The sequence below is a fragment of the Brachybacterium massiliense genome, from assembly GCF_900184245.1.
In the GTDB taxonomy this organism is placed as follows: Bacteria; Actinomycetota; Actinomycetes; order Actinomycetales; family Dermabacteraceae; genus Brachybacterium; species Brachybacterium massiliense.
Window position 1 is genome coordinate 998424 of sequence record NZ_FXXB01000008.1, and the last position, 23516, is coordinate 1021939.

General features: G+C 72.4%; 16 protein-coding genes. 6 read left to right on the forward strand and 10 right to left on the reverse strand.

Features of this window, described 5'->3' with window-relative positions:
* The first annotated feature begins 10 nt into the window (after positions 1–10).
* Positions 11–652: a DUF6318 family protein gene (locus BN4251_RS14635; protein WP_170931978.1), complete on the forward strand. Its 642-nt coding sequence runs from the start codon at positions 11–13 to the stop codon at positions 650–652.
* A 294-nt stretch (positions 653–946) separates the two neighbouring features.
* On the forward strand, positions 947–1912 hold the full coding sequence (locus tag BN4251_RS14640; RefSeq protein WP_087485773.1) for a PDDEXK family nuclease: 966 nt from the start codon (positions 947–949) through the stop codon (positions 1910–1912).
* 280 nt (positions 1913–2192) lie between these two features.
* Here the strand turns inward: BN4251_RS14640 and BN4251_RS14645 are convergent, their stop codons facing one another.
* From BN4251_RS14645 to BN4251_RS14660, 4 genes are read right to left on the reverse strand one after another with little or no spacing between them, the layout of a single operon-like run.
* Positions 2193–3059 carry a class I SAM-dependent methyltransferase gene (locus tag BN4251_RS14645; protein ID WP_087485774.1) on the reverse strand — a complete coding sequence of 289 codons (867 nt, stop codon included), beginning with the start codon at positions 3057–3059 and terminating at the stop codon, positions 2193–2195.
* Between the two features lie 14 nt (positions 3060–3073).
* Positions 3074–4945, reverse strand: coding sequence for an ABC transporter ATP-binding protein (locus BN4251_RS14650; protein ID WP_087485775.1), 1872 nt, complete (start codon positions 4943–4945; stop codon positions 3074–3076).
* Entirely contained in the window at positions 4942–7008 is a 2067-nt protein-coding gene (locus BN4251_RS14655) for an ABC transporter ATP-binding protein (RefSeq protein WP_087485776.1), read from the reverse strand. Before BN4251_RS14655 ends, BN4251_RS14650 begins: the two co-directional genes overlap by 4 nt.
* Positions 7005–7514, reverse strand: a complete 510-nt coding sequence (locus tag BN4251_RS14660) for a DUF456 domain-containing protein (protein WP_342744531.1) — start codon at positions 7512–7514, stop codon at positions 7005–7007. The genes BN4251_RS14655 and BN4251_RS14660 overlap by 4 nt, the downstream gene beginning before the upstream one ends.
* Before the next feature lie 151 nt (positions 7515–7665).
* On the opposite strand from BN4251_RS14660, the gene BN4251_RS14665 reads away from it, so the two are divergent.
* Positions 7666–8331 carry a VanZ family protein gene (locus BN4251_RS14665; protein WP_087486403.1) on the forward strand — a complete coding sequence of 222 codons (666 nt, stop codon included), beginning with the start codon at positions 7666–7668 and terminating at the stop codon, positions 8329–8331.
* A 6-nt stretch (positions 8332–8337) separates the two neighbouring features.
* Here BN4251_RS14665 and BN4251_RS14670 read toward each other — a convergent pair whose 3' ends face one another.
* The 3 genes from BN4251_RS14670 to BN4251_RS14680 form a co-directional block, all read right to left on the reverse strand.
* Positions 8338–11406, reverse strand: coding sequence for an AAA family ATPase (locus tag BN4251_RS14670; protein ID WP_087485778.1), 3069 nt, complete (start codon positions 11404–11406; stop codon positions 8338–8340).
* Positions 11403–12566 (reverse strand): exonuclease SbcCD subunit D, encoded by a 1164-nt coding sequence (locus tag BN4251_RS14675; RefSeq protein WP_087485779.1) that lies wholly within the window; start codon positions 12564–12566, stop codon positions 11403–11405. The genes BN4251_RS14670 and BN4251_RS14675 overlap by 4 nt, the downstream gene beginning before the upstream one ends.
* 165 nt (positions 12567–12731) lie before the next feature.
* On the reverse strand, positions 12732–14501 hold the full coding sequence (locus BN4251_RS14680; RefSeq protein ID WP_087485780.1) for an HNH endonuclease signature motif containing protein: 1770 nt from the start codon (positions 14499–14501) through the stop codon (positions 12732–12734).
* Positions 14502–14938: 437 nt separating this feature from the next.
* Between BN4251_RS14680 and BN4251_RS14685 the strand changes: the two genes are divergently transcribed.
* From BN4251_RS14685 to BN4251_RS14695, 3 genes are all read left to right on the forward strand, one after another.
* On the forward strand, positions 14939–16534 hold the full coding sequence (locus tag BN4251_RS14685; protein WP_087485781.1) for a dihydrolipoyl dehydrogenase family protein: 1596 nt from the start codon (positions 14939–14941) through the stop codon (positions 16532–16534).
* Positions 16535–16746: 212 nt separating this feature from the next.
* Positions 16747–17442, forward strand: a complete 696-nt coding sequence (locus tag BN4251_RS14690; protein WP_087485782.1) for a hypothetical protein — start codon at positions 16747–16749, stop codon at positions 17440–17442.
* Positions 17443–17508: 66 nt separating this feature from the next.
* Positions 17509–18282 (forward strand): class I SAM-dependent methyltransferase, encoded by a 774-nt coding sequence (locus BN4251_RS14695; RefSeq protein ID WP_087485783.1) that lies wholly within the window; start codon positions 17509–17511, stop codon positions 18280–18282.
* A 47-nt stretch (positions 18283–18329) separates the two neighbouring features.
* Here the strand turns inward: BN4251_RS14695 and BN4251_RS14700 are convergent, their stop codons facing one another.
* From BN4251_RS14700 to BN4251_RS14710, 3 genes are all read right to left on the reverse strand, one after another.
* Positions 18330–19001 carry an SRPBCC domain-containing protein gene (locus tag BN4251_RS14700; protein WP_087485784.1) on the reverse strand — a complete coding sequence of 224 codons (672 nt, stop codon included), beginning with the start codon at positions 18999–19001 and terminating at the stop codon, positions 18330–18332.
* A gap of 67 nt (positions 19002–19068) precedes the next feature.
* Positions 19069–20481 (reverse strand): APC family permease, encoded by a 1413-nt coding sequence (locus BN4251_RS14705; RefSeq protein WP_087485785.1) that lies wholly within the window; start codon positions 20479–20481, stop codon positions 19069–19071.
* A gap of 102 nt (positions 20482–20583) precedes the next feature.
* Positions 20584–23439 carry an ExeM/NucH family extracellular endonuclease gene (locus BN4251_RS14710; protein WP_087485786.1) on the reverse strand — a complete coding sequence of 952 codons (2856 nt, stop codon included), beginning with the start codon at positions 23437–23439 and terminating at the stop codon, positions 20584–20586.
* Between the last annotated feature and the right edge of the window lie 77 nt (positions 23440–23516).

Below are 23516 nucleotides of genomic sequence, written 5' to 3' on the forward strand. Positions count from 1 at the left end.
CGTGGGGCGCGTGAAACGTCCCGTCCAGCGCCTGATCGTCGTCGCCCTCGCCCTCCTGCTGGTGGTCCCGCTGGGAGCGGTGGGCCTCAGCCAGCTGCTGGGCCCCGGCCCCGAGGAGCAGGCGGTCGAGAACCCGGAGAACCGGCCGACGGCGGACCCCGCCGAGCAGCCGCCGCGCCCCGAGCTGCCCCGTCCCGAGGAGCCTGCCGGTCTCACCGAGCACGACGGCGCGGGCGCCGAGGCCACGCTCACCTACCTGCTCGAGTCCTACGACTACATGATGAGCAGCGGGGACGTCTCCGTGTGGGAGGGCTCGGTGGATCCGAACTGCCAGGTGTGCGTGCGCTTCCTGGACAATGCCGAGGTCCTCGCGGAGCAGGGCGGCTACCTCGTGGACGGCGCCTTCACGGTGCACTCCACCTCCTTCGAGGGGACCGGCGAGCCGCCCGCCACGGGCACGGTCGTCGCCCAGTTCACGCAGGAGGAGTCGATCCTGGTGGATGACCCGTCGCTGCAGGCCAACCAGCTCAGCGAGGAGACCGGTCAGATCATCGCGACCGTCGCCTGGGACGGCGAGCGCTGGCGGGTCACCGACATGACCATCGCCCCGCCCGAGGGCGAAGCCTCCGACGCCGGCGGCGCCACGGGCTGAGCCCCGGGCGGGGCGATGGTCATGTCCCGTTGCGCAGTCGGCGTTCTGAGCCCGCAGAGCACCACGTGCGCAACGGTCGACGAGCTGAGCACCACTGTGCAACGGTCGCTGCGCTGCGGACCCCTGTCGCAACGGACTTCGGCGCTGGGGCGCGCATCCCATCCGCGCCCTCCTCGGGCGCTCATCCCTCGACGTCCCCACCTCTCATCCCCTTCCTCACCCGTCCCACCGGCCGCTGAGCTGGGCGTTGTGGACAACTCCAGCTGTCCTCCCCGGCGCACTCATGCTGGGGGCATGGTCCGCCGTCCCGCCGAGCTCCCCGCAGCGCTCCCCTGGCCCGTGTTCTCCCGGGCCGAGGCGCTCCGTGCCGGGGTGTCCGCTGAGCGCCTGCGTCGGCCCGATCTCCGCCGGCTGCGCCGAGGGCTCTATGCCCGCCGAGATGCACCGCTCGAGGAGGCGAACGTCGCGGGAGCGCTCTGCCGCCACGATCCCGACCTCGTGATCGTCGGCCTCTCCGCGGCGCGGCTGCTGAAGATCCCCCTCACCCGTCACCTCGAGCGCTGGAATCCCGAGATGCCCGTGGAGGTCACGAGCTTCCGCGCGCGGGGTCGCTCCGACAACGTCATCCGCTGGCATGATCTGTCCCTGACCTCGGCGGACGTCCACTCGACGAGCTACCACCACATTCCCACCGGTCGCACCTCTCCGATGCCGATGACCACCCGTGCGCGGACCTGGCACGATCTCGCCGCGCATCTTTCACCCTCCGCGCTGATCGCCGCCGGGGACCATCTGCTCCGCATCCCCCGCCCGGCGCTCGAAGGTCGGAAGGAACCCTGGTGCACGCCCGCCGAGCTTCGCGATGTCGCCACGGGCAGGCACGCCACCGTGCTCCGTGCGGCGCTCGACCGGATGCGAGTGGGCGCTGACTCCCCGAAGGAGACGATGCTCCGTCTCGCCTTCCAAGACGCCGGCTTGCCAGAGCCGGACATCAACGTGCCGCTGCTCGGCTCCCGGAGCGAGTCCGGGCACTCCCCCGACTTCCAATGGCCGCAGTTCAGGCTGTGCGCGGAGTACGAAGGGGCGGGGCACAACGACCCGAGGCAGGTCGAGCGCGACATCCGGCGGGCACGCGCCGTGAAGTCCGCAGGGTTCACCGAGGTCCGTCTCTACAAGGATGACCTCCGCCAGGAGTGCGCGCCGGCCATCCGCCTCGTACGCGAGGAGCTTCTGTCCCGAGGGTGGCGCTCCGGCACATGAGCGCAGAAGCCGTAGATGGCGACGCCACCTCCAGCTTCCGCCCCCCGGACCGTGCCGGACCCCGCCCAGCACCGCGAGGTTCCGTCGGGAGTCACGAAACTCCGCCTGATGTCGCGAGAATCTGCCGGGTGCCGCGAGAACCCGCGCTTGCTCCGGCTCCGAGCGTTGCGTAGATGGAGTTCTGAGTCCCCGAACGTTGCGTAATCGGCGTTCTGAGCCCTCAAAGCACCGACTGCGCAACGGTCAACGAGAGAACGCCAACTGCGCAACGGTCGACGGGTCAGGAAGGGCGGGGCCGGGCGTCGGCGTCGGGGCCGATCCCCACCCCGGCGGCGCGGTAGAGGAACAGGTCGGTGCGGTAGGGGACGCCGACGGTCGCACCGGGCGTATGCCCGAGGTGCTCGTGCAGGTACCAGTCGAGGTTCGCGAGCACTCTCGCGCGGCGCTCCTCGGGGGCGGTGATCACGTAGCTGCGGGTGCGGGCGAGGTCGATCACGTCCCCGGTGGGCATCGGATCCTCCCACTGGTGGACGCTGCGGGCGGTGAGCTCGAGGCCGGCGCCGACGGTGGGCAGGAAGTCCTCGCGGTGGATGTCACCGGCGTGCATGATCCGCGAGAGGCGGTGCACCCACGGGATCGTCACATCGAGCATGTTCCACACCAGGGCGAGCACTCCGCCGGGGGCCAGCAGCCGCACCGCCTCGGCCGACGCCGCCTGCGCGTCGAACCAGTGCCAGGCCTGCGCGACGGTGACCAGCTCCGCGCAGCCCGCCGCGAGCCCGGTGTCCTCGGCGGGTGCGAGGTGGGTTCTCAGCGTGCCCGCCGGACCGCCGCGCCTCGCGGTCTCGAGCATCGCGGCGCTGGTGTCCACGGCGGTGACCTCGAGTCCGCGTGCGGCGAGGGCCCAGGAGAGCTTGCCGGTGCCGGCGCCGAGATCGATCGCGCGCCGGGCGCGCCCGTCGGCCTCCGGAGCCTGCGCGAGGATCTCCTCGAGCGCCGCCGCGGGGTAGCCGGGGCGCAGCCGGTCGTAGTCCTCTCCCTGGTCCTGGAAGGCGGCGGCCAGGGCGTGCTTGCGCTCGGCGGTGCGGAAGCGCGGCTCGTGGCGCGCGGAGATCGGAGGGATCGGCGGGTGCAGCGGATCGCTCATGTCAGGGCCCGTGCTCAGCGCTCGCTGCGGTGCGCGATCCAGGAGCGGTGCAGCCCCGCGTAGATCCCGCCCTCGAGCGCGACCAGCTCGGCGTGGGTGCCGTGCTCGACCAGGTCTCCGCGGTCGAGCACCATGATCCGGTCCGCGCGCTCGGCGGTCGAGAGGCGGTGGGCGATGGTGATCGTGGTGCGGCCGCGGGCCAGGCCGTCGATCGCCTGTTGCAGGCGCACGTCCGCCGCGGGGTCCACGGCGCTGGTCGCCTCGTCGAGCACGATGATGTCCGGATCGGCGAGGTAGGCGCGGGCCAGGGCCACCAGCTGCCGCTCCCCCGCGCTGAGGGATTCGCCGCGCTGGCCGACGGGGGTGTCGAGCCCCTCGGGCAGCTCGTCGGCCCAGGTGGCCAGGCCCAGCTCCTCGAGCGCGGTGCGCATCTCGGCCTCGCTCGCCTCGGGCCGGCCGTAGCGGAGGTTCCCGGCCACGGAGGTGTCGAAGAGGAAGCCCTCCTGCGGCACCATGATCACGCGCTCGCGCAGGGAGGAGTACGGGATCAGGTGCAGCGGGATCCCGCCGATCAGGATCTCGCCGGAGGCGGGGTCCATCATGCGAGTGAGCAGCTTGGCGAAGGTGGTCTTGCCACTGCCGGTCTCGCCCACGATCGCAATGCGGGAGCGGGCGGGGATGTCCACGTCGATGCCGTGGAGCACCTCGGGCCCGGTGGGATAGGCGAAGCGCAGCGCACGGATCTCGATGTCGAGCAGCCCCTCGGGCAGCGGCGTCGCGCCCTCGACGGGCTCGCGGTGCTTTCCGGTGTGGGGGTCCATGGCACCGGCGGGGTCGGCGACGTCGGCCGGGGTGTCGAGCACGCCCAGCACGCGCCGCCAGCCGGCCACCGCGTTCTGCGCCTCGGAGAGCATCTCGATGCCCATCCGCACGGGCTGGCTGAACAGGGAGACGAGGAACACGAAGGCGATCACGCCGCCGGCGGTGAGGTCCGCACCGGGCAGGTCCAGGCCCAGCGCCCCGGTGCCCAGCAGGATCCCGACCACGACCACCACCGCGGTGGCGAGACCGTCGGCCGTCTCCGAGAGGAAGAACGACGCGGACTGGGGCTTGAGCACCGCGAACTGCGCATCGCGCACCTCGCCGATGCGGTCCACCTGCCCGCGGCGGGTGCGCTCCTCGGTGCCGTAGGCGCGCACGGTGGCGGAGCCGACGAGGGACTCGGACACGGCGCCCAGCATGCGGCCGACGTTGGTGCGCACCACCTGGTAGCGGGCGCGGATCCGCTTCTGCAGCGAGCCCATGATCAGCAGGATCGGCAGGTAGCAGATCCACACGGCCAGGGCGAGCGGCCAGGAGTAGAAGAGCATCACGGCGGTGGCGAGCAGGAGCTGGAAGCTCATCACCACCAGCATGATCCCGCCGAAGCTCATGAACTGGCTGACGGTGTCGACGTCGCTGGTCACGCGGGAGACGAGCGCGCCGCGCTGCTCGGTGCCCTGGGTGAGCAGGGAGAGGTCGTGGATGTGGCGGAAGGCGCGCTTGCGCAGGGTGGCCAGCGACGTCTCCGCGAGGCGGAACAGGCGCCGGTTCATCAGCACGTTGCAGGTCGCCGTGACCAGCAGCACGAGCGCGGCGAGACCGGCGGCGCCGGCCACGAAGGCGATGTCCGGGGTCTCGGGCGCGATGATGCCGCGGTCCAGGATGGACTGCACCGCGATCGGCACGACCACCTTGCCGGCCGTCGCGATCACGGCCAGCAGCAGGGTGATCCACAGTCCGCGCAGCAGGTCGGGGGTCAGGGCGAGGCCGCGGCGGATGGTCGCGAGCGCGCCCTCGTCGGTGGTCGTCTCGCCGCCGAGGGCGGAGGAGGTGGGGGCGGTCATCGGTCGTCCTCCTGATCGGCGCCGACGGCGGGCACGGCACCGGTGCTGGTGGGCACCTCGCACTCGCCCTCATCGGCCCCGGACTCCTCGTGGCGGTGGCGGCCGGCGCCGCGGCGCTCGACGGCGACGGCGACCATGCGCTCGCTCTCGGCGGGCACACCCACGGCGGGGTCGGGGCCGTCGCTGGGCTGCGGGGAGGAGGCCTCGAGCAGGTTGTGGGAGATCGCCGCTTCGTCGTAGGCGTCGACCAGCGCGAGGTAGCCGGCGCTGCGGGCGCGCAGCTCCTCGTGGGTGCCGGTGTCCGAGACCCGCCCGTGGTCGAGGAAGACCACCTGGTCCGCGAGGGAGATGGTGGATTTGCGGTAGGCGATCAGCAGCAGGGTCGAGTCGGTCATCTCGCGGCGGATGCCGTCGAGGATCGCGAGCTCGACGCTGGGATCGCAGGCGCTGGTGGCGTCATCGAGGATCAGCAGGCGTGGCCTGCGTGCCAGTGCCCGGGCGAGAGCGATGCGCTGGCGCTGGCCGCCGGAGAGGGAGCCGCCCCGCTCCCCCAGCTCGGTGTCCAGGCCCTCGGGGAGGGCGTCGACGAACTCCTCGGCCTGGGCGACGCGCAGCGCCCAGCGCACGGTGGCCTCGTCGATGTCCTCGCCGAGGGTGACGTTCTCGCGCACGGTCGCGTCGAACACGAAGGCCTGCTGGAGCACGAGGGCGACGTCCGCGGTGAGCGCGTCGGCGGTGAGGGTGCGCAGCTCGGCGCCGTCGAGGCGCACGGTGCCGCGGGTGGGCTCGACCAGGCCGGCGGCGAGCAGGGCGAGGCTGGATTTGCCGGAGCCGGTCGCGCCGACGACGGCGAGCACGCGGGTGCCGGCGCGGGGGTCGGCGCGCAGGCTGACGTCGTGCAGGGCGTGGCCCTCGCGCACGGCGAGGTCGGCGGTGCTCTGGCCGCGGCCGAGGATCACCTGGGAGGGGTCATCGAGGTAGACGAAGGAGACCGCGTCGATCTCGAGCACGCCGGGGCCCTCGGGCAAGGGGTCGGGGCCGTAGGTGCGCTGATCGGGGACGTCGAGGATCTGCTGAACGCGGCCGCCGCCGACGACGGTGCGGGAGAGGTCCCCGAGCACCCAGCCGAAGGAGCGGATCGGCAAGGACATCAGGGTGAAGAGGTAGGCGACCTCGACCAGCTGGCCGGTGGTGAGGTGGCCGTCCCCGATCCGCCAGGCGCCGAGCACGGCGACGGCGAGGATGCCGAGGTTGGGCAGGGCGTCGATCGCGGGATCGAACCATCCGCGGATGTAGCCGAAGCGGATGCCCGTCTCCCGCAGATCGTCCGCGGCGCGGCTGAACCGCTTCTCCTCGACGTCCTCGCGGCCCAGCGACTTCACCACGTTCGCGCCGTCGAAGGACTCGTGGGCGATCTCGGCGACCTCGGCGCGCAGCTGCTGGGAGCGCATCGCGATCGGGGTGGCGAAGCGCTGCAGCATCACGTTGAGGATGATCAGCAGCACGATCAGCGCGAGCATGACCAGCAGGATCATCGGGTCGATACGGGCCACGACCACGGTCGCGTACACCAGCATCACGATGGTGGACAGCGCGAAGGGGAACGGCGCCATCGCGAAGAAGGTCGCCTCGACGTCGGAGTAGACGGAGCTGAGCAGGGTGCCGGTGGCCTGGCGGCGGTGCCATAGCAGCGGCACCTTCGCGTACACCTCGACGATCCGCTCGCGGTAGAGCCGGAACAGGTCGAACTGGGTGGCGGCGGCGAAGATGCGCCGCGCCATCACGGTCACGGCGCGGGCCACCGCGATGCCGAGGATCGCCAGGCCGCCGCCGAGGATCAGCACCGGGGCCGCCTCGCCGCGCTGGAAGGACGGCACGATCACCTCTTCGGTGACGCGGCCGATCACGGCGGAGGTCGCGATCTGCAGCAGCGCGAAGGCGATCGCGCCGATCACGGCGAGGAGGAACCAGCGCTTCTGCTCCCAGGAGCCCTTCAGCAGGCGCTTGAGGCCGGGCAGCAGGACGGCAGGGTGCTGCCGGGTCAGCGGGTCGGGGGCGCTCATGCGGTGACGAAGTGGACGACGACGGCGACCGCGAAGGTGATCGTGGAGAGCATCGCGAGGGAGAACTCGATCATGATCCCGATGCCGAGCGCCTTGACCGCGACGACCGCGGAGTTCACGCCCTTCCTCCAGTCCTTCTGGCGGATCGCCTCGGAGATGTACAGGCCCAGCAGGAACCCGATCGGCAGGCCCAGGAAGGGGATCACGAAGATGCCCACGATGCCGGAGGCGATCGCGACGTACACCGGCCACATCGGCACCTCGGCGGCGTGCAGGCGACGCCCGGTGAGGACGTAGCTGCTGGTCATCCCGATCGCGCCGAACACGAGCACGAGCCCGAAGGCGACCCAGGCGGGCCAGCCGCCCACGACGATCGCCCAGATCAGGGTGGCGATCACGAGCGTGATGGTGCCGGGCAGCACGGGCACGATGATGCCCGCGAGGCCTACCACGTAGGCCAGTCCGGCGAGGACCGTCACGATGATCTGGACGGTCAGGGAGTCCACCACGGTCGTCCTCCAAGGGGGTTGTGGGGTGTTCGGCGGTGCGGTGCAGAGCGGTGCGCCTGCGGGAAAGCGTCTGCTGGGCCGGGTCCATCCTATCGGTGGGTGGGGATGGCTCTGGCCGCGCCCAGCATCGGGTCGTAGCGTGCGGGGCGTGAGCGAGTTGATGCGGCTGGCGCTGGTGGGCATCGCGGGCGGACTGCTGGTGTTCGCCCTGATTCTGCTGCCCTCGATCTGGCTGCAGCGCCGACGCTTCGGGCGGGTGCGGCCCGCTCGGCTGGTGGGGGTCGCGGTGATCTGCGTGTACACGATGTCGCTCGCGGGGCTGACGGTCGCTCCCGCCTATGACGTGGAGGTCACCTGTCGCAGCCGCTCGGGCGGAGTGGCGCGGTGGGATCCCTTCCATTCCGTCGCCGAGGTGCTGGGGATGCAGCGCGGCGGGGCGGGTCTGCTCGAGCTCGCGACCAGCTTCCCGGTGCTGCAGGTGCTGATGAACATGGCGCTGTTCGTGCCGCTGGGGATGATCCTGCGGGGCGTGTTCCGGCAGGATGCGACCACCTCGGTGGCGCTGTCGATGCTGCTGTCGGCGCTGATCGAGGTCACCCAGTACACGGGCGCGTTCGGGCTGTACCCGTGCGGGGTGCGGATCGCGGACATCGAGGACCTGATCGCGAACGGGATCGGTGCGTGGATCGGCGCGCTGCTGGCGCCGCTGCTGACGCGCTGGCAGGTGCCGCTGTTCGCGCGGGAGGAACGACGGCTGGACGAGGACCCCGACCCGCGGGACGGCGTCGAAGACCTGTTCCGTCGGGGGTTCTGAGCCGGTTCAGGCGGTCACGGTCAGGCTCGAGCGGGCGTCGGCGCCGCGGCGCACGTGGATCTGTTCGGCGATCTGGGCCTTCATGTCGCCGACGTGGCTGACGATACCGATCACGCGCCCGCTCTCGGCGAGGCGGCCGATCTCGCGCACCACGGTCTCGAGGGTCTCGGGGTCGAGGGAGCCGAAGCCCTCGTCGATGAAGAGGGTCTCCATCTGCACTCCCCCGGCCTCGCCCATGACGATGTCCGCCAGGCCCAGCGCGAGGGCGAGGGAGACGAAGAAGGTCTCGCCGCCGGAGAGGGTCTCGGGCACGCGCCGCTGATCGGTGCGGCGGTCCAGCACCAGCAGGTCCAGCCCGGTCTTCTTCGCGCCGCGGGCACCGGTGTCGCGCAGCAGCTCGAGGTCGGAGCCGGAGAACAGGGCGAGGCGGGCGTTGGCGGCCTCGATCACGGCGTCGAGTCGCCACATGAGCACGTAGGTGGACAGCTGCACGCGCTCCCCGTCGCTCGAGCGGCCGGTGGCGAGGTCGGCGACGCGCACGGTGATGCCGGCGGTCTCGCTGACGGTGCGCACCTGCTCGGAGGCGGTCTCGAGCGCGGCCCGGGCGGCGGTGCTGCGCTCGGCGATGCCGCGGAGACGGGCGGCGTGCCCGGCGGCCTCGCGGGCGGCGGCCTGCGCGGCGGTGAGCGTCTCGGCGGCGGCGTCCACGGCGGCCTGGGCCTGCGCGCGGGCCTCCTCGGACGCGTCCGCCGCCGCGATGCCCTCTTCGGCCATGCCGTCGCTGAGTCGGGATTCCTCGACGGCGCGGGCCTGGACCTGCTTCTGCAGACGGGTGCGCTCCTCGGCGGGGAGCACGGCGGCACGCACCGCCTCGGCAGTCGCGAGGCCGCTGCTGGCGAGGCTCTGCTCGGCCTCCTGGGCGAGCTCGGCGTTGCGCTGCTCAGCCTGGGTGCGGGTGCGCAGCGCTTCGCGCAGGGCGGTCGCGGCGCGGGCGCGAGCGGTGTGGGCGCGGCGGCGCGCGGCGATCGACTCGTCCTCGCCGCGGGCCTCGATGATCGTGGTGCGGTCGGTCTCGAGGGCGTCGGCCGCGGCGGTGAGCGCGGTGCTCTCCCGCTCGACGTCGAGGGCGCCGGTCTCCTTGCGGCGGATGAGGCGGGCCGTCTCCTCGTCGAAGGCGGCCAGGGCCTGCTCGAGCTGGACGGCGCTCTGCTCGGCGCGGCGCGCGGCCTCGACCTGGGCGTGCGCGGTGTCGACGGCGCTCTTCGCGGTCTCGGGGGTGAGGTCCCCGGCGGCCTTGCGGAGCCGGGTGAGCTCCTGGCTGGCGAGGGCGTGGTCCTGCTCGGCGCGGGCCTGCGCGGTCTCGGCGGTGCGGCGCTGCTTCTCCGCGGCCTCGACCTGCTCGGGGCTCACCGCGTCCTCGGCGGCTCCTGCAGGGTGGGGGTGCTCGACGGCGCCGCACACGGGGCAGGCCTCCCCGTCGGCGAGGTCCACGGCGAGTTCGGCGGCGATCCCGGCGAAGCGCCGACGCCGCAGCTCGGCCTCCGTGGTCGCGGCCTCCTGCGCGCTGCGCAGCGTCGCCGCGGCCTTCTCTCGCAGCGCCGCGACCTGCTTCTCCTGCTCGACGGCGGCGGTAGTGGCCCGCTGCCGCTCCTGCGCGGCGTGCAGTGCGAGGCGTGCGTCCCCGAGCGCGGCGGCGTCCTTGCGGGCGGCGTCGCGCGCGGCGACCTGCTCGGTGCGCTTCATCGGGCGGGCCGCGAGCTGCTCGGTGAGCTCGGTGAGCGCGGTCTTCGCGGCGTCGAGCGTCTCTCGCCGTGCCTGGAGCGCCTGTTCCCGTGCGGGCAGTCCGGTCTCGAGCTCGGCAAGGGCGGTGAGGGAGCCGGCGGCGGCGGTGGCCTCGTCCGCGGCGGAGGCGAGGTTCTCGTCGGCCTCCTCCCCCTCGAGCAGGTCCACCAGATCGCGGTGCTGCGCCGGGGTGGTGCTCGCGCGCTCGGCGAGCGCCTCGACCGCGGCGGCGACCTGTGTCGCGGCGGTGTCGCGGCGGCGCAGGACGTCGAGGACGGGCCGCGCGGTCTCGTCGCGCTGCAGCGAGGTGCGGGCCGCCTCGAGCGCGGGCCTCTCCTGCTCGAGCCGCTGTGCGAGGGCGTCGAGCTCGCGGCGGCGGTCGATGCGTTGTCGGGCGGCGGTCGCGGCCTCGGCGGCGGTGCGGGCGACCTGTTCGGCGGTCCCGGCCTTCTGGGCGGCGGCGTCAGCCTCGTCGGCCCGGGTGGTCACGGCCTCGACGTGCTCCTCGGCGAGCGCGGCCAGCGGCTCGAGACGCAGCGCGCCGGCGTGGTCCTCGAGGGCGCGCACCTGCTCGTCCTCGAGGGCGGTGGCCTCGGTGAAGCGGGCCAGCGCCGTGCTGAGGGTCTGGTGGGCGGCGTCGACCTCGCGCTTGGCCTGCTTGCGCATCTCCTCGAGCTGCTTCTCCACCGCGGCGTAGGTCTCGGTGCCGAAGACGCGTTGGAGCACGGCCTGGCGCTCCCCCGTGCCGGCGCGCAGGAAGCGGGCGAACTCGTTCTGGGGCAGCAGGACGGTCTGGGTGAACTGGTCGCGGCTCAGGCCCACGGCGCGCTGGATCTCGCGACCCACCTCGTCGATGCGGGTGGCGATCGCCTCGAGGCCCGGGGCGTTGCCGGCGGTGTCGGCGATGACGCTCTCGATCAGCTGCGGGGAGCCGATCCGCCACAGCACCGCCTTGGCCTGCTCCTTGGTGGTGCCGGTGCCGCGCAGCTTGGGGCGCTGGAACTCGGGCTGGCGGCGCACCCGGTAGATGCCGGAGGCGGTCTCGAACACCAGGTCCACCACGCTCGGCTCGGTGGGGGCGGCGAACTGGGAACGGATCCGGTCACCGCTCGCGTCGCTGCCGGCGACCTGGCCGTACAGCGCGTAGACGATCGCGTCGAGGATCGTGGACTTGCCGGAGCCGGTGGGGCCCTCCAGCAGGAACATGCCCCCGGCGCCGAGGGCGGCGAAGTCGATCTCGACCGTGCCGGCGAAGGGGCCGATCCCGGTCAGTCGCAGGTGGTGGAGCTTCACGAGGCCTCCTGCTGCCGGCGCACAGCGGTGTAGGCGCGGTCCAGGACGGCGTGCTCGGCGGGGGTGGGGGCGGCGCCGGTGACGTGGGCGAGGAACTCGTCCATCACTTCGAGGGGGTTCTGCTCGCGGCGCACCACGGGGGTGCCCTCGCGGGCCGCGCGGCCCTCGGGTGCGTACTCGGTCAGCAGCAGGTGCGGGAAGGCTTCGCGCAGTCTCTCCTGCAGGTGGGCGGGGCGTGCGGGGTCGGTGACGATCGCCTTCAGCCAGTCCCCGCCGTGCTCGCCCGCGTGCTCCAGGATCTGCTCGAGGGTGCCGCGCAGCTCGGTGAGCGGCCGCGGGACGGGGGTCTGGACGCGTCGCACCTGCGTCTGGGTGCCGGGGGCGCCGAGCTCGACCATGAGCACGGCTTTGCGGTGGTGGCGCTCGGAGAAGGAGAACGCGAGCGGGGAGCCGGAGTACCAGGCGGGGGCGCCGACGGTCGCGGTGAGGTCCTGGCAGCCGTGAAGGTGGCCGAGGGCGAGGTAGTCGATGCCGCCGAGCACTCCGGCGGGCACGGAGTCGACGCCGCCGACGGAGAGGTCGCGTTCGGAGTCGCTGCCCTCGCCGCCGGTGACGAAGGTGTGGGCGAGCACGACGGTGCGGGCGCCGGGTCGGGTCGCGGCGCGTTCGCGCACACGGTCCAGGGCGGCGCGGGTGACGGCCTCGTGGCTGCGGGCCAGGGGGGCCTCGTCCTCGCCGACCAGCTCGATGCGGGCACGGTCCGGCTCGAGGTAGGGCAGACCGAAGAACAGCACCTCGCCGTGCTCGTCGCTGACGGAGACAGGATGCTCGATACCGGGGACGTCGGTGAGCAGGTGGATGCCGACCTTCATGAGGCTGCGGCCGAAGCCGAGACGCTCCGGGGAGTCGTGGTTGCCGGAGGTGAGGACCACGGTCGCGCCCGTCGCGGCGAGGCGGGCCAGGGCGCTGTCGAGCAGTTTCACGCTGGTCACGGCGGGGACGGCACGGTCGTAGACGTCGCCGGGGATGACCACCACGTCCACCTGCTCCTCCTCGACCAGGGCGACCAGCCAGTCGAGGAAGGCGGCCTGGTGCTCGTGCAGGTCGACCTTGTGCAGGGTGCGCCCGAGGTGCCAGTCCGAGGTGTGCAGGATCTTCATGGGCACGACTCTACGAGCGAGCACCGACAGTCGACGCCGCCATGCACATCCCGCTGGTCGCAGGCATGCCGACGCCCCGACGCACAGGGTGGTGCGCCGGGTACGGCGGGGTGCGGGCGGGACCGCGTGGTGAGGCTGCCCGGTCAGAGTGGTGCGGCTGCCCGGTCAGAAGGGTGGCGGGCCCTGGTCGTCCCACGGCCCGGGTGGGATCTCGGGTCGCGTCGGTGGGGTCTCGGTGTCACGCCGGGCAGGGTCGGGCCGGCCCGATGGCGGGTCTGCCCCTTCTGTGGGGCGACTCGTTCCGGTCGCGGAGGAATCGGTATGGCTCGGGGGCCGGGTTACCGGCGACTGTCCGGGCGGTTCGTGCGAGGAGGTGTCCCAGCGTTCGAGGGGTATCACCCGGCCTGCCCTGGCCTGATCCGCGGGTTCGGCGTCGGTGGGCCATGTGGCGGGCTCCCCGGCGTGGGTGCCGCGGAGGAAGCAGGCCCAGGCCACGGCGAGCTCTTCGGCGATGGTGATGCTCGCGGTGTCGAGGTCGTCGATCACGGTGACCACGTCCGCGCCGTCCCGGCCGACGGCCCAGCGGGTGCGGCCGGGCTCGGTGGGAGCGGTGGGGAGCCGGGTGGGGTCGAGGAGTCCGTTGGTCTTGTCGAGGTGGTGCTGCCAGCACAGCAGGTGGAGGTTCTCGATCTCGGTGAGCGCTCCGGCGCCAGGGGTGCCGCGGCGGCATTCCTCGATGTGGTCGCATTCGGAGGCCCAGGAGGTGGGGCGGGTGCAGCCGGGCACCGCGCACATGCCGTTGCGCAGGCGGAGGTGCTCGAGCATCGCGGCGGTGGGCACGAATCTCTCCGCCGGGAGTGGGAGAAAGGCGCCGCTGGCCGCGCCGGTGAGCACGCGGTGCCACACCTCGGAGTCCCCGGCGAGAGCGCGGGCCATCGAGGGCGGCAGCGGGATGGTCCCGTCGAGCATGCCGGGCTCGTCCGAGGCGCCGAGCAGGGTCAGGGCTGGGACGGTGACGTTCAGGCGGAAGCGTTCAGCCGGCACCTCGACCCCGTCGGTGTCCAGCTCCGCCGCGGCCAAGAGGGCGAAGCGGAGCGTGGCGAGGGAGAGGGACTTGCCGGTCCGGAGGACCTCACCGTCGGGATCATGCGGGATGGGCGTGCCCTCGCGGAGGGCAGCACGCTGTGCCGCCTGGACCGCTCGGGCTGACTCGTCGAGGCGCTTCCACTGCGCAAGGATCTCCGGGATCGGTCCCGAGATCTGGATCGTGCCCATCCCGGGCTCGATGCATGGCAGCAGTTCGACGCTGCGCGGAAGCGTGCTCGCCGGGTCGGGACGGTCCTCTCGCTCCTGCAGGATGGAGATCAGCTTCTTCAGCAGGGTGAAGAAACGTTCGGGGCTGATATCCGAAGACCAGCTCGCCACGGCGACATCCAGGTTCTTGCGGGAGCTGTCCGACAGCGATCGTGAGGATTTCAGCATCTTCTGGAACCATGTGGACGGCAGTTTCCCGGATTCGAGTGCGTCGAGGCATCGCGGGAACAGATGCACGGCCTGGTAGGCGTCGCGCAGGTGCCAGCCCGCGGCGCTTCCCGTGACTCTCAGGGCGAGCGCTGCACGAGTGGTGTCGACGGCATCGACCTCGGCGACCTCTTCATAGTCGCCGTCGTGCGAGTAGAGCTCGGCGAGGGCGCGGTGCTTCTCCGCCAGGCAGCGGGCCTCGTGCTTCTCGGCATCCCAGACCCGCTGCGCCGCCGCGCTGAGCTGGGGATCATCCATGCTGCCGCCGCGACGAGGAAGGTCCTCTCGGGTGAGCTCCCGGCGGGCGCTGACGTTTCGCAGGTACGCGGGAAGGGAGGCGAGGAAGGCCTCATCCGCTACCTGCTCCTCGCCGTCCTCGTCGGAGGGAGGGAAGGCGATCGCGGCTGTGCTCATCGCCCTCCACCTCCTCTCGGGTGTGCTGTGCGGCCACGATCATCGGTGATCGTGAGCGGCGGGTCCTTGCGCCTGTCCAATACCTCGAGACTATCGAGAGGGTCCGACATTCGACAGTCCCGACGGAGATTGTGGATAACTTCGTGGAGTTCTCCGCGAGACCTGACCGAAGAGGTCAGCAGACGATTCTCCCGGACATTCTTTCCTCCACAGACGTGGGTTATCCACAATGCCCAGAGAGACGGGACATGGAGCGCCCGCGAGGAGACGATGGCTGAGGCGGAGTGCAGCGCCGCGACAGAGGGAAGCCGGCAGGGGTGGAAGGCAATCGTGGAGACGGCAGCGGGAACAGCGGGCAGAAGAGACGCAGCGGACGGAGCGGTCGGAGTGTGCGTCGGCCCCGTGACGGCGCGGCCGCAGCGGCGTAGCGTGCGGACATGGGAACCGATGCCCCGTCCACGCCCACCCCTGCTTCCGAGATCACCGCCGACGTCGTCGTGCTCGGCGGGGGTCCTGTCGGAGAGAACCTCGCCCAGTACGCGATCGAGGGCACCGACCTCTCCGCTGTGATCGTCGAGTCCGAGCTGCTCGGCGGCGAGTGCTCCTACTACGCGTGCATCCCGTCCAAGGTGCTGCTGCGGCCGACGGCGGTCGCGGACACGGCGGCCCATCTGCCGGGGCTCTCCGCCCCCACTCTCGAGCAGGAGAAGCTGCTGGCGAGCCGGGATCAGTGGGTCTCGCACTATGACGACTCAGGCCAGATGGAATGGGCGGCGAGCGCCGGTATCCAGGTGCTCCGGGGTCATGGCCGGCTGGTCAGCGAGCGAGAAGTGCTGGTCACACCCCCGTCGGAGGCGGGGTCCGGCGACCCCGAGGCCGGGGCGACGCGCGTGCACGCTCGGCGTGCGGTGGTGCTCGCCAGCGGGTCGAGCGCGACGATCCCGCCGGAGCTCGCACAGCTGTCCCCCTGGACCTCGCGCGACGCAACCGGGGTGCAGGAGGTCCCGCAGCGACTGGCGATCGTCGGCGGCGGAGTGGTGGCCGTGGAGGCCGCGACCTGGATGGCGGCGCTCGGGAGCGAGGTCACGCTGCTGGTGCGTGGTGATGCGCTGCTGCGGGGGTTCGAGCCGTTCGCGGGGAAGCATGTGCTCGATGCTCTGCAAGAGCGAGGAGTCACGGTCCAGCTCAGCATCAGCGTCGTCTCCGCCGAGCGCGAGGAGGCTCGCGAAACGGGCCTCGGCCGCGTCCACGGCGGGGCAGTGACACTGCAGGTCCAGGACGCGAGCGGCACCCGCGAGATCGTGGTCGACGAGGTGCTGGCCGCCACCGGTCGCCGTCCGCGGCTCGATGACCTGGGCCTCGAGGAGATCGGGCTGAGCGGGCAGGACATCACCGCCGCCGCACAGCCCCGGGCCGACGGCACCACTGCGCGGCCGCTGCCGTCGTGGCTGCACGCGGTGGGTGATGCGAGCGGGGAGGCGCCGCTGACGCACTGGGGCAAGTACCGCGCGCGTGTGATCGGGCAGCGGATCCGGGCAGATGCGAGCGGGGAGGCGCCGCTGACGCACTGGGGCAAGTACCGCGCGCGTGTGATCGGGCAGCGGATCCGGGCAGATGCGAGCGGTGAGGCGCTCGAACCGGAGCCGGAGACGGTGCCGGTCCCCCAGGTGGTGTTCACGGAGCCGCAGGTCGCCTCCGTCGGGCTCACCGCGGCTGCGGCCCGCGAGGAGGGCATCGAGGTGGTCACCGCGCAGGTCCCCTTCAACGGCGCCGCGGGGGCCTCGCTGCTGCGCGAGGACGCGCACGGTACCGCCCAGCTCGTGGTCGATGCGCGCACGCACTGCCTGGTGGGCGCGACGTTCGTGGGCCCGGAGGCGTCCGAGCTGCTGCACGGGGCGAGCATCGCGATCGTCGGCGCGGTGCCGGTGCACGTGCTACGGCACGCGGTGCCGAGCTTCCCCACCGTCTCCGAGCTGTGGCTGCGCCTGCTCGAAGGGCTGCCCGCGCAGATGCGACACAGGGGCGGTGCCTGAGCGGAAGGGAGTGCGCGGAAGGGAGTGCGCGGAGTGGTGTGAGCAGCGGAGCTCGATCGGCACCGGTCCCAGCACGCAGCGACCCCGCCGCACGCCCCTCTCCTCCCTTCGGACGAGATGACAGATAGCACTGGTGCATCGGCCGACGGATCCGTTGGAATGGGAACATGTCGCAGATGCGCGGCGTCGCGATGCCACTTAGAGGAGGGCCCATGTTCCAGCGACTGAAGCGCTCCCGGCAGCTGCGGCGGGCGAAGCCCGGTGACGGCAGCGCGCTGAAGCCGCTGGCCTGGTGGCAGCTGCTCACCCGCGCCCAGTTCTTCCTCGACCCGGAGGAGTCCGAGGGCCGCACCGCACAGTACGCGGTCGACGTCCGCCTGCTGGCCACCCCGCTCGAGGGCGGGAAGATCGCCGAGGGCGCGCGCCACGCCCCGGTCGCCCTGTACCAGGACGGATTCCAGCAGCAGATCGCGAACCCGCCGGTGGCGTTCGCCGTGCCGGGCGGTGTGATCGAGGTGGGGACCAGCGACTACGGGCTGACCCGCATCCACCATGTCCGCGAGGACGGCTCCCCGGCGGAGGTGCTGCGGCCGCACCGTCGCTCAGCGGAGGGCCTGCGGGCTCGCTTCGCCCGCCGTCACCCGGCCGTGAGCCGGATGGTGGGCCTGGTCGCGGTGCTGATCCTGCTGGTGGGCCTGGTGCTGATGGTGCCGCAGGCGGTGGAGCTGGTGACGTCCCTGGAGGTGGTCGCCGCGCAGGTGGGGACGTTCACCTCGCCGATTCAGCTGCCCGCATGGCTGAACACCGCATTGCTGGTGGCCGGGATCATCGCCGCCTTCGAGCGAGCGCTCACCCTGCGCAACCACTGGCTGATCGACGCCGACACCACCTGGACGTCCTTCATCTGACCGCAGTGCGCGCCGCCTGGGGAAAACCCTTCGCACCCTGCACGTCCGTCGTCGTACCGTCGGCCCATGCCCCCGCGATCGACCGCCGCCCACCCGCTGCAGCCCACCCAGCCCGCACGACCCGATGCGCTCTACACCGATCCGCGGCTCGCCGCCTGCTACGACACCTTCGACGGCGAGCGCGACGACCTCGACCACTACCGCGCGATCCTCGGCGAGCACGGCGCGCGCTCGGTGCTCGACGTGGGTTGCGGGACCGGCTCCCTCGCCACCTCGCTCGCGCTCGAGGGGCTCGCAGTGACCGGTGTGGATCCGGCGCGGGCCTCGCTCGAGATCGCGCGCGCGAAGCCCGGCGGTGACGCCGTGACATGGGTGCACGGCACCGCCGAGGAGCTGCCGACGCTCGAGGCCGACGCCGCGGTGATGACCGGGAACGTGGCGCAGGTGTTCGTGACCGATGAGGCGTGGGCAGGCGCTCTGCAGGCGATCCGTCGGACGCTCCGCGACGGCGGGGTGCTGGTGTTCGAGTCGCGCCGGCCCGAGCGCAGGGCCTGGGAGGAATGGGCGGCCGACACCGCCGAGAGCGAGCACGAGGTGCAGGGCATCGGTCGTGTGCGCACCCGCCAGGTGGGTTTCGAGATGGCGCTGCCGCTGGTGACCTTCGCGGACGAGTTCCGCTTCGAGGACGGCACCACGCTCACCTCGTCCTCCACGCTGCGCTGGCGCAACGAGGCGGAGCTGCGCTCCACGCTCGACGACGCCGGATTCGCGGTGAGCGAGATCCGGGAGGCACCGGACCGTCCCGGGCGGGAGTTCGTGGTGATCGCCCGCGCCGTGTGAGCGCCAGGGCCGAACCGGAGGGGGCGACCGGGGCTCCTCTTCGCGGCTCAGCTCTCGGGGACGTCCCCGGTCCCGGTGTAGAACCCGTAGGTGGCGTCGGCTCTCTGCTGCGCGACCTGGGCATCCTCGCCCGAGGCGGTGTGGGCGACAGCCCACCCGTCGGCCGCGCCGCGGTAGAAGGAGCGGCCCTCCTCGGTGCCGGCCCAGGCCTCGGCCTCGTCCGGGGCGAGGGAGCCCTCGGTCCCGCCGAGGTGGAGGGCGAGTCCGAGCATGCCGCCGTCCCAGCCCACGCCGGTGGCGCCGGGTCCGAAGGTCTCCCACATCTCGGCGGGGACGTCGGCGACGAGGGAGACGTGCTCGAGCTCGATGCTCGTCGCGGACTCGCCCTCGGCGGCCAGGCGCAGCGTCACCCAGGACACGGCGCCCATCATCTCCCAGGTCACGGCCACTTCCGCGGCGCCGTCGGCCGGTGCCTCGCACACCAGGATCTCGCCGCCCGCGTTGCCCTCGAACTGGTAGCGGCTTCCTTCGCGCAGGTCGCCGCTGATCGGCAGGAACCAGCTGCTGATCCGTTCGGCGGTGGTGACGGCGGACCATGCCTCGGCGAGCGGGACGGGGACGCTTTGCTCGAGGGACTGGACGTGCGCGGGGGCGCCGTCGCGCTCCTCGGTGCGGTAGGTGCGGGTGACGGACTGCAGCTGGGCGGGGACGTCGACCATGACGGTTCTCCTTCGCGGGGGTGCCGGACTGCTCTGGCCCGGGGTGCCGACGATACCGCCGCCGCTCTCACCGCCGCAGGGCCAGCACGATCGCCCGGTACGCCACACCGATCAGCACGAGCACCACGCCGGAGACGACGGTGCTGCCGGGCAGCGCCGCGACCAGCACCACGCAGCCGATCAGGCCCACCACCTGCATGACCTTCGGGAAAAGCCGCCACTGCCCCACCTGGGTGAGGGCGGCGAGGTTCGCGACGGCGTAGTAGAGCAGCACGCCGAAGGAGGACGCGGCGATCGCGACCAGCACGTCGGAGGCCAGCAGCACCAGGAGTACGATCGCGATCCCGGCGACCACCTCGGCCCGCTGGGGCACCCCGTACCGGTTGCTCGAACGGGCCAGCGGCCGCGGCAGGTCGCCGCCGCGCGCCATCGCGAGCATGGTGCGGGAGACCCCTGCCACCAGGGCGAGCAGCGCCCCGGAGGCGGCCGCGACCGCGCCGACGGTGATCACCGCGCCCCATGCACTTCCTGCCCCGACGGCCTGCAGCGCGGTGAGGAACGGGGCGGGCCCCCAGCCCTGCGCGCCGGGTGCGGGGCCGACGAGCACCAGCACCACAGACAACGCCAGGTACAGCGCCGCCACCACGGCGAGCGCCGTGACGATCGCACGGGGGATGGTGCGGCGCGGGGAGAGGACCTCCTCGCCGAGGGTCGCGACGCGGGCATAGCCCGCGAAGGCGAAGAACATCAGCGCCGCGGCCTGCATCACGGCGAGCACGATCCCGGCCGCACCGCCGCTGCCGGCGCCGAGCACGGCGGCCAGTCCCCCGTCCCACAGCGTCGTGCCGGCACCGGCGACGGGGCCGGGCACGGCCCACGGGCCGGTCGTGCCGGTCTCGCCGCTCCCAGCGCCCGACGCCGGCCCGGCGACCAGGCCGATCACCAGTCTCGCCCCGGTGAGCACGAGGGCGAGCAGAGCCACGGTGACCAGCACGCGGGCGAGGGCCGCGGTGCGGGTGATACCCACGAGGTTCACGCCCACCAGCGCCATCACCACGAGCGCGGCGACCAGGCGTTGCGCGGGTTCGGGCACCAGGTAGGCGGCGATGACCAGCGCCATCGCGGCGCAGGAGGCGATCTTGCCGATCACGAAGCACCAGCCGGCGAGGAAGCCCCACCACTGGCCGAGCTGCTCGCGCCCGTAGTGGTAGGTGCCGCCGGAGCTGGGGTGCTGGGCGGCGAGCTGCGCGGTCGAGGTCGCGTTGCACAGGGCGACGACGGCGGCGATCAGCACCGCGAGCGGGGCGAGGGCGCCGGCGAGATCCTGCGCGGCGCCGAGGGAGACGAAGGCGCCCGCGCCGATCATCGAGGCGAGCCCGATGATCACGGCGTCGCGCAGCCCGAGCCGACGCTCGAGCCCTCCCTCGACGGGAGTGCCGATGCTGTTGCCGGGAAGCGGTCGGCCGAAGGAGTCGCTCATGCCATCCATTCTGTGCGGTGGTGGGCACGAAGAACGCCGACGACGCACCCCTCCTGCGCGGGATGCACCGCCGACGTCCTCCGTGACGGGGGTCGGACGGGATCAGCCGTGGTGGCGGCCGTTCCCCTTGCCGTTCCCCTTGCCGTGGCCCTTGCCGTGGCCCTTGCCGTGACCCTTATCGTGGGCCTTGCCGTGGTCATGCCCCTTGCCGTTGCCGTGGCCGGGATGCTCGGGGTCGCAGTGGGGGTGCCCCTTGCCGTTCCCGTGCCCCTTGCCGTTGCCATGGCCGTGACCCTTGCCCGGGTGCTCGCACTCGGTGGGCCCGTCCTCGTCACCGTCCCCATCACCGTCGCCGCCGCCGGCGTCGGGGAACCCGCCGTCCAGGCCCACGATGATCGGATCGTGGTCGGAGGAGGCGAAGGGACCGGACTCGTAGAGGTCGGTGGCGTTGTTCTGGTACCGGCCGTACTGCGCCATCACGGTCTCGGGGCCGTTGATCTGCCAGTCGGTCGCGCCGGTGACGCGCTCGGCGGCGCTCGCGGAGCCGATCACGTGATCGAGCGAGCCCACCATACCGCCGTAGCTGTAGGACCAGCCCTCGGGATCATGCTCCTCGCCGAGGTTCACGAAGCCCTGCTCGTAGAACAGCTGCAGCGGCTCCTCCTGGGTGTAGGCGTTGAAGTCGCCGCCGTGCAGCACATCCTCCACGCCGAGCTCGGCCGCGGTCTCCTCGCCCCAGGTCAGCAGCGCCTCGGCCTGCTGCAGGCGGGAGGTGCGGGCGTTGCCCTGGACCGGGTCCTCGGGCAGGCCCGAGTCCTCGGCATCGCTCGAGCCCTTGGATTTGAAGTGGTTGATGGTGAAGAAGAACGGCTCGCCCTCGACCTGCTCTCCACCGCCGTCGACGCCGTCCCCCCGGACGGGCACGAACACCTGGCCGATCGGCTCGCGGGCGTTGTCGAAGGCGTCGTGGCCGGCGAGGATCTGCGTCTCGCCCTGCGGGGCGACGGCGTCGGGACGGTAGATGATCGCGTTGGTGATCGCGTCCTGACCGCCGTCCAGGCCCTGCGCCGCGTAGGCGTCACCGGTGGGGATGAAGTCCCAGCTGCCGGCGCCGTCCTTCTCGTTGAGCGCGGCGACGAGCGTGGCGGTGGCCTCATCGGCGTCCTCGCCCAGGCGCGCGGAGTTCTCGATCTCGGTCAGGCCCACCACGTCGGCGCCGGTGCCGGAGATCGCGTCGACGATCTTGGACTGCTGGCGCTCGAGGTCGTCGGCTCCCCAGGCTCCGCGCAGGTCGCAGCCGCCGCGCACGTTCGTGCCCTCGCCGTGCATGTTGGTGTACGGCTCGCAGCCGGGGGTGTCCTCACCGAGGGTGGTGAAGTAGTTCAGCACGTTGAAGGTCGCGAGCTGCACGTCGCCGCCCACCTCGTCGGGCGCATCGGTGCGGGTGTTCTCGAAGTCGACCCCGTCGGCCTCCGCGGACTCCCACGGCGTGGTGGTGTTCAGCTTCCACGCCCCGAAGGAGTAGGTGACCACCACGGGCTCGGTGAAGGTCGCCGCGGCGCCCACGCGCACCGGCTCCTCGGTGGTCAGCCAGCTCATCGGCTGGCTGGGGTTGCGGGAGAAGTCGGTGGTGCGGCCGTCGTCCAGCAGCACCTTGAGGGACTCGCGGCTGGCGAAGTACTCGCTGGCCTCCTCGCCGGGGCGCATGATGTCCCCGGCCTGGAGCAGCGGCTCGTCGCCGATCGCGAGGGTCACCTCGCCGTAGCGGTTCGTGCTGTACACGTCGGTGACGGTGAAGTCGCCCTCGCCCGGGAGGTAGAGCATGTGCTCGATGGCCTCGCGCTTCTCCTCCTCGACGGGGAAGCCGCCCTCGAGCGTCAGCGGCTCGACGGGCTCGAGATCGTCGGCGAGCACCTCGAGGCCCTCGGCGCCGACGGTGATCTGGGTGGAGCCGTTGAACTCGGAGACCTCGCCGGTCACGCGCACGGAATCGCCGATCGACACCTGGGAGGCGGTGGCGGAGGAGTACACGAACACGGCGGTGGAGCCGGCGTGGGTGGAGAAGTCCAGCGCACCGCCGGTGCCGGCTGTCTGGATGACGTAGCCGTTCAGCCCGCCGGTGGCGTACACCGCGGTGACCACGCCCTCGGTGATCACCGGATCACCGGCCAGGGGACTCTCGGCACCGGTGCCCTGGATCTCCGCGATCGAGACCTCGGCCGCGTCGGCCGGCGGCTCCTCGGGATCACCTGGGTCACCCGGATCGCCCGGGTCCTCGCCGCCCCCGGAACCCGCGGTCTCGCCCGCGGCATTGGTGGGGGTGGGCTCGCCGGCGGCGAAATCGGTGGAGTTCTCACCGGTCGCGGCGACGCGAGAGAGCGAGGTGGTGTTGGAGGTGGCGGGCGCCGGGGCCTCGCCGGAGAACTTGTTCGCTCCGCTGCCCCAGCCCACGAGGTCCACGACGGTGGGGTCCTCGGAGCAGGCGGCCTGGGAGCAGACCAGCGCGCCCTCGGTGTCGGTCAGCGCGATCGTGCCGGCCGAGCCGCCCATGGCGAGGGAGCCGACGGCGTCCGGGGTGGGCAGGGCGGTGGTGCCGCCGTTGCCCTGGGCGAGCTGGATCAGGAAGGTGCCGCCGGCGGGGACGGTGCCGGACAGCGGCATCGAGTTGCGGCCGAAGTCGCCGGTGGCGGAGGCGTAGTGGAGGGTCCAGCCGTCCAGGTCCACGTCGGCGTCGGAGCTGTTGGTCAGCTCCACGAAGTCGTGGGTGAGCTCGGCGCCGGAGTTGCCGCCGCCTCCGTAGACCTCGTGGATACGGATGTCACCGGGGGTGACGACGGCGGCCTGGGCGGCGGCGGTCAGGCCCGGCGCGAGGCTCACGCCGAGGGCGAGGGCGGCTGCGGCGGCGCCGACGCGCGCGAGGCGCGAGCGGAGGCCGGAGCCGTGGGCGGTGCTGCTCATGGGGAGATGCTCCTAGGCGGGAGAGGGTCAGCGGCGGAGGAAGGTCGAGGGCGGCGGCGACAGAGGCAGGGGTGCGG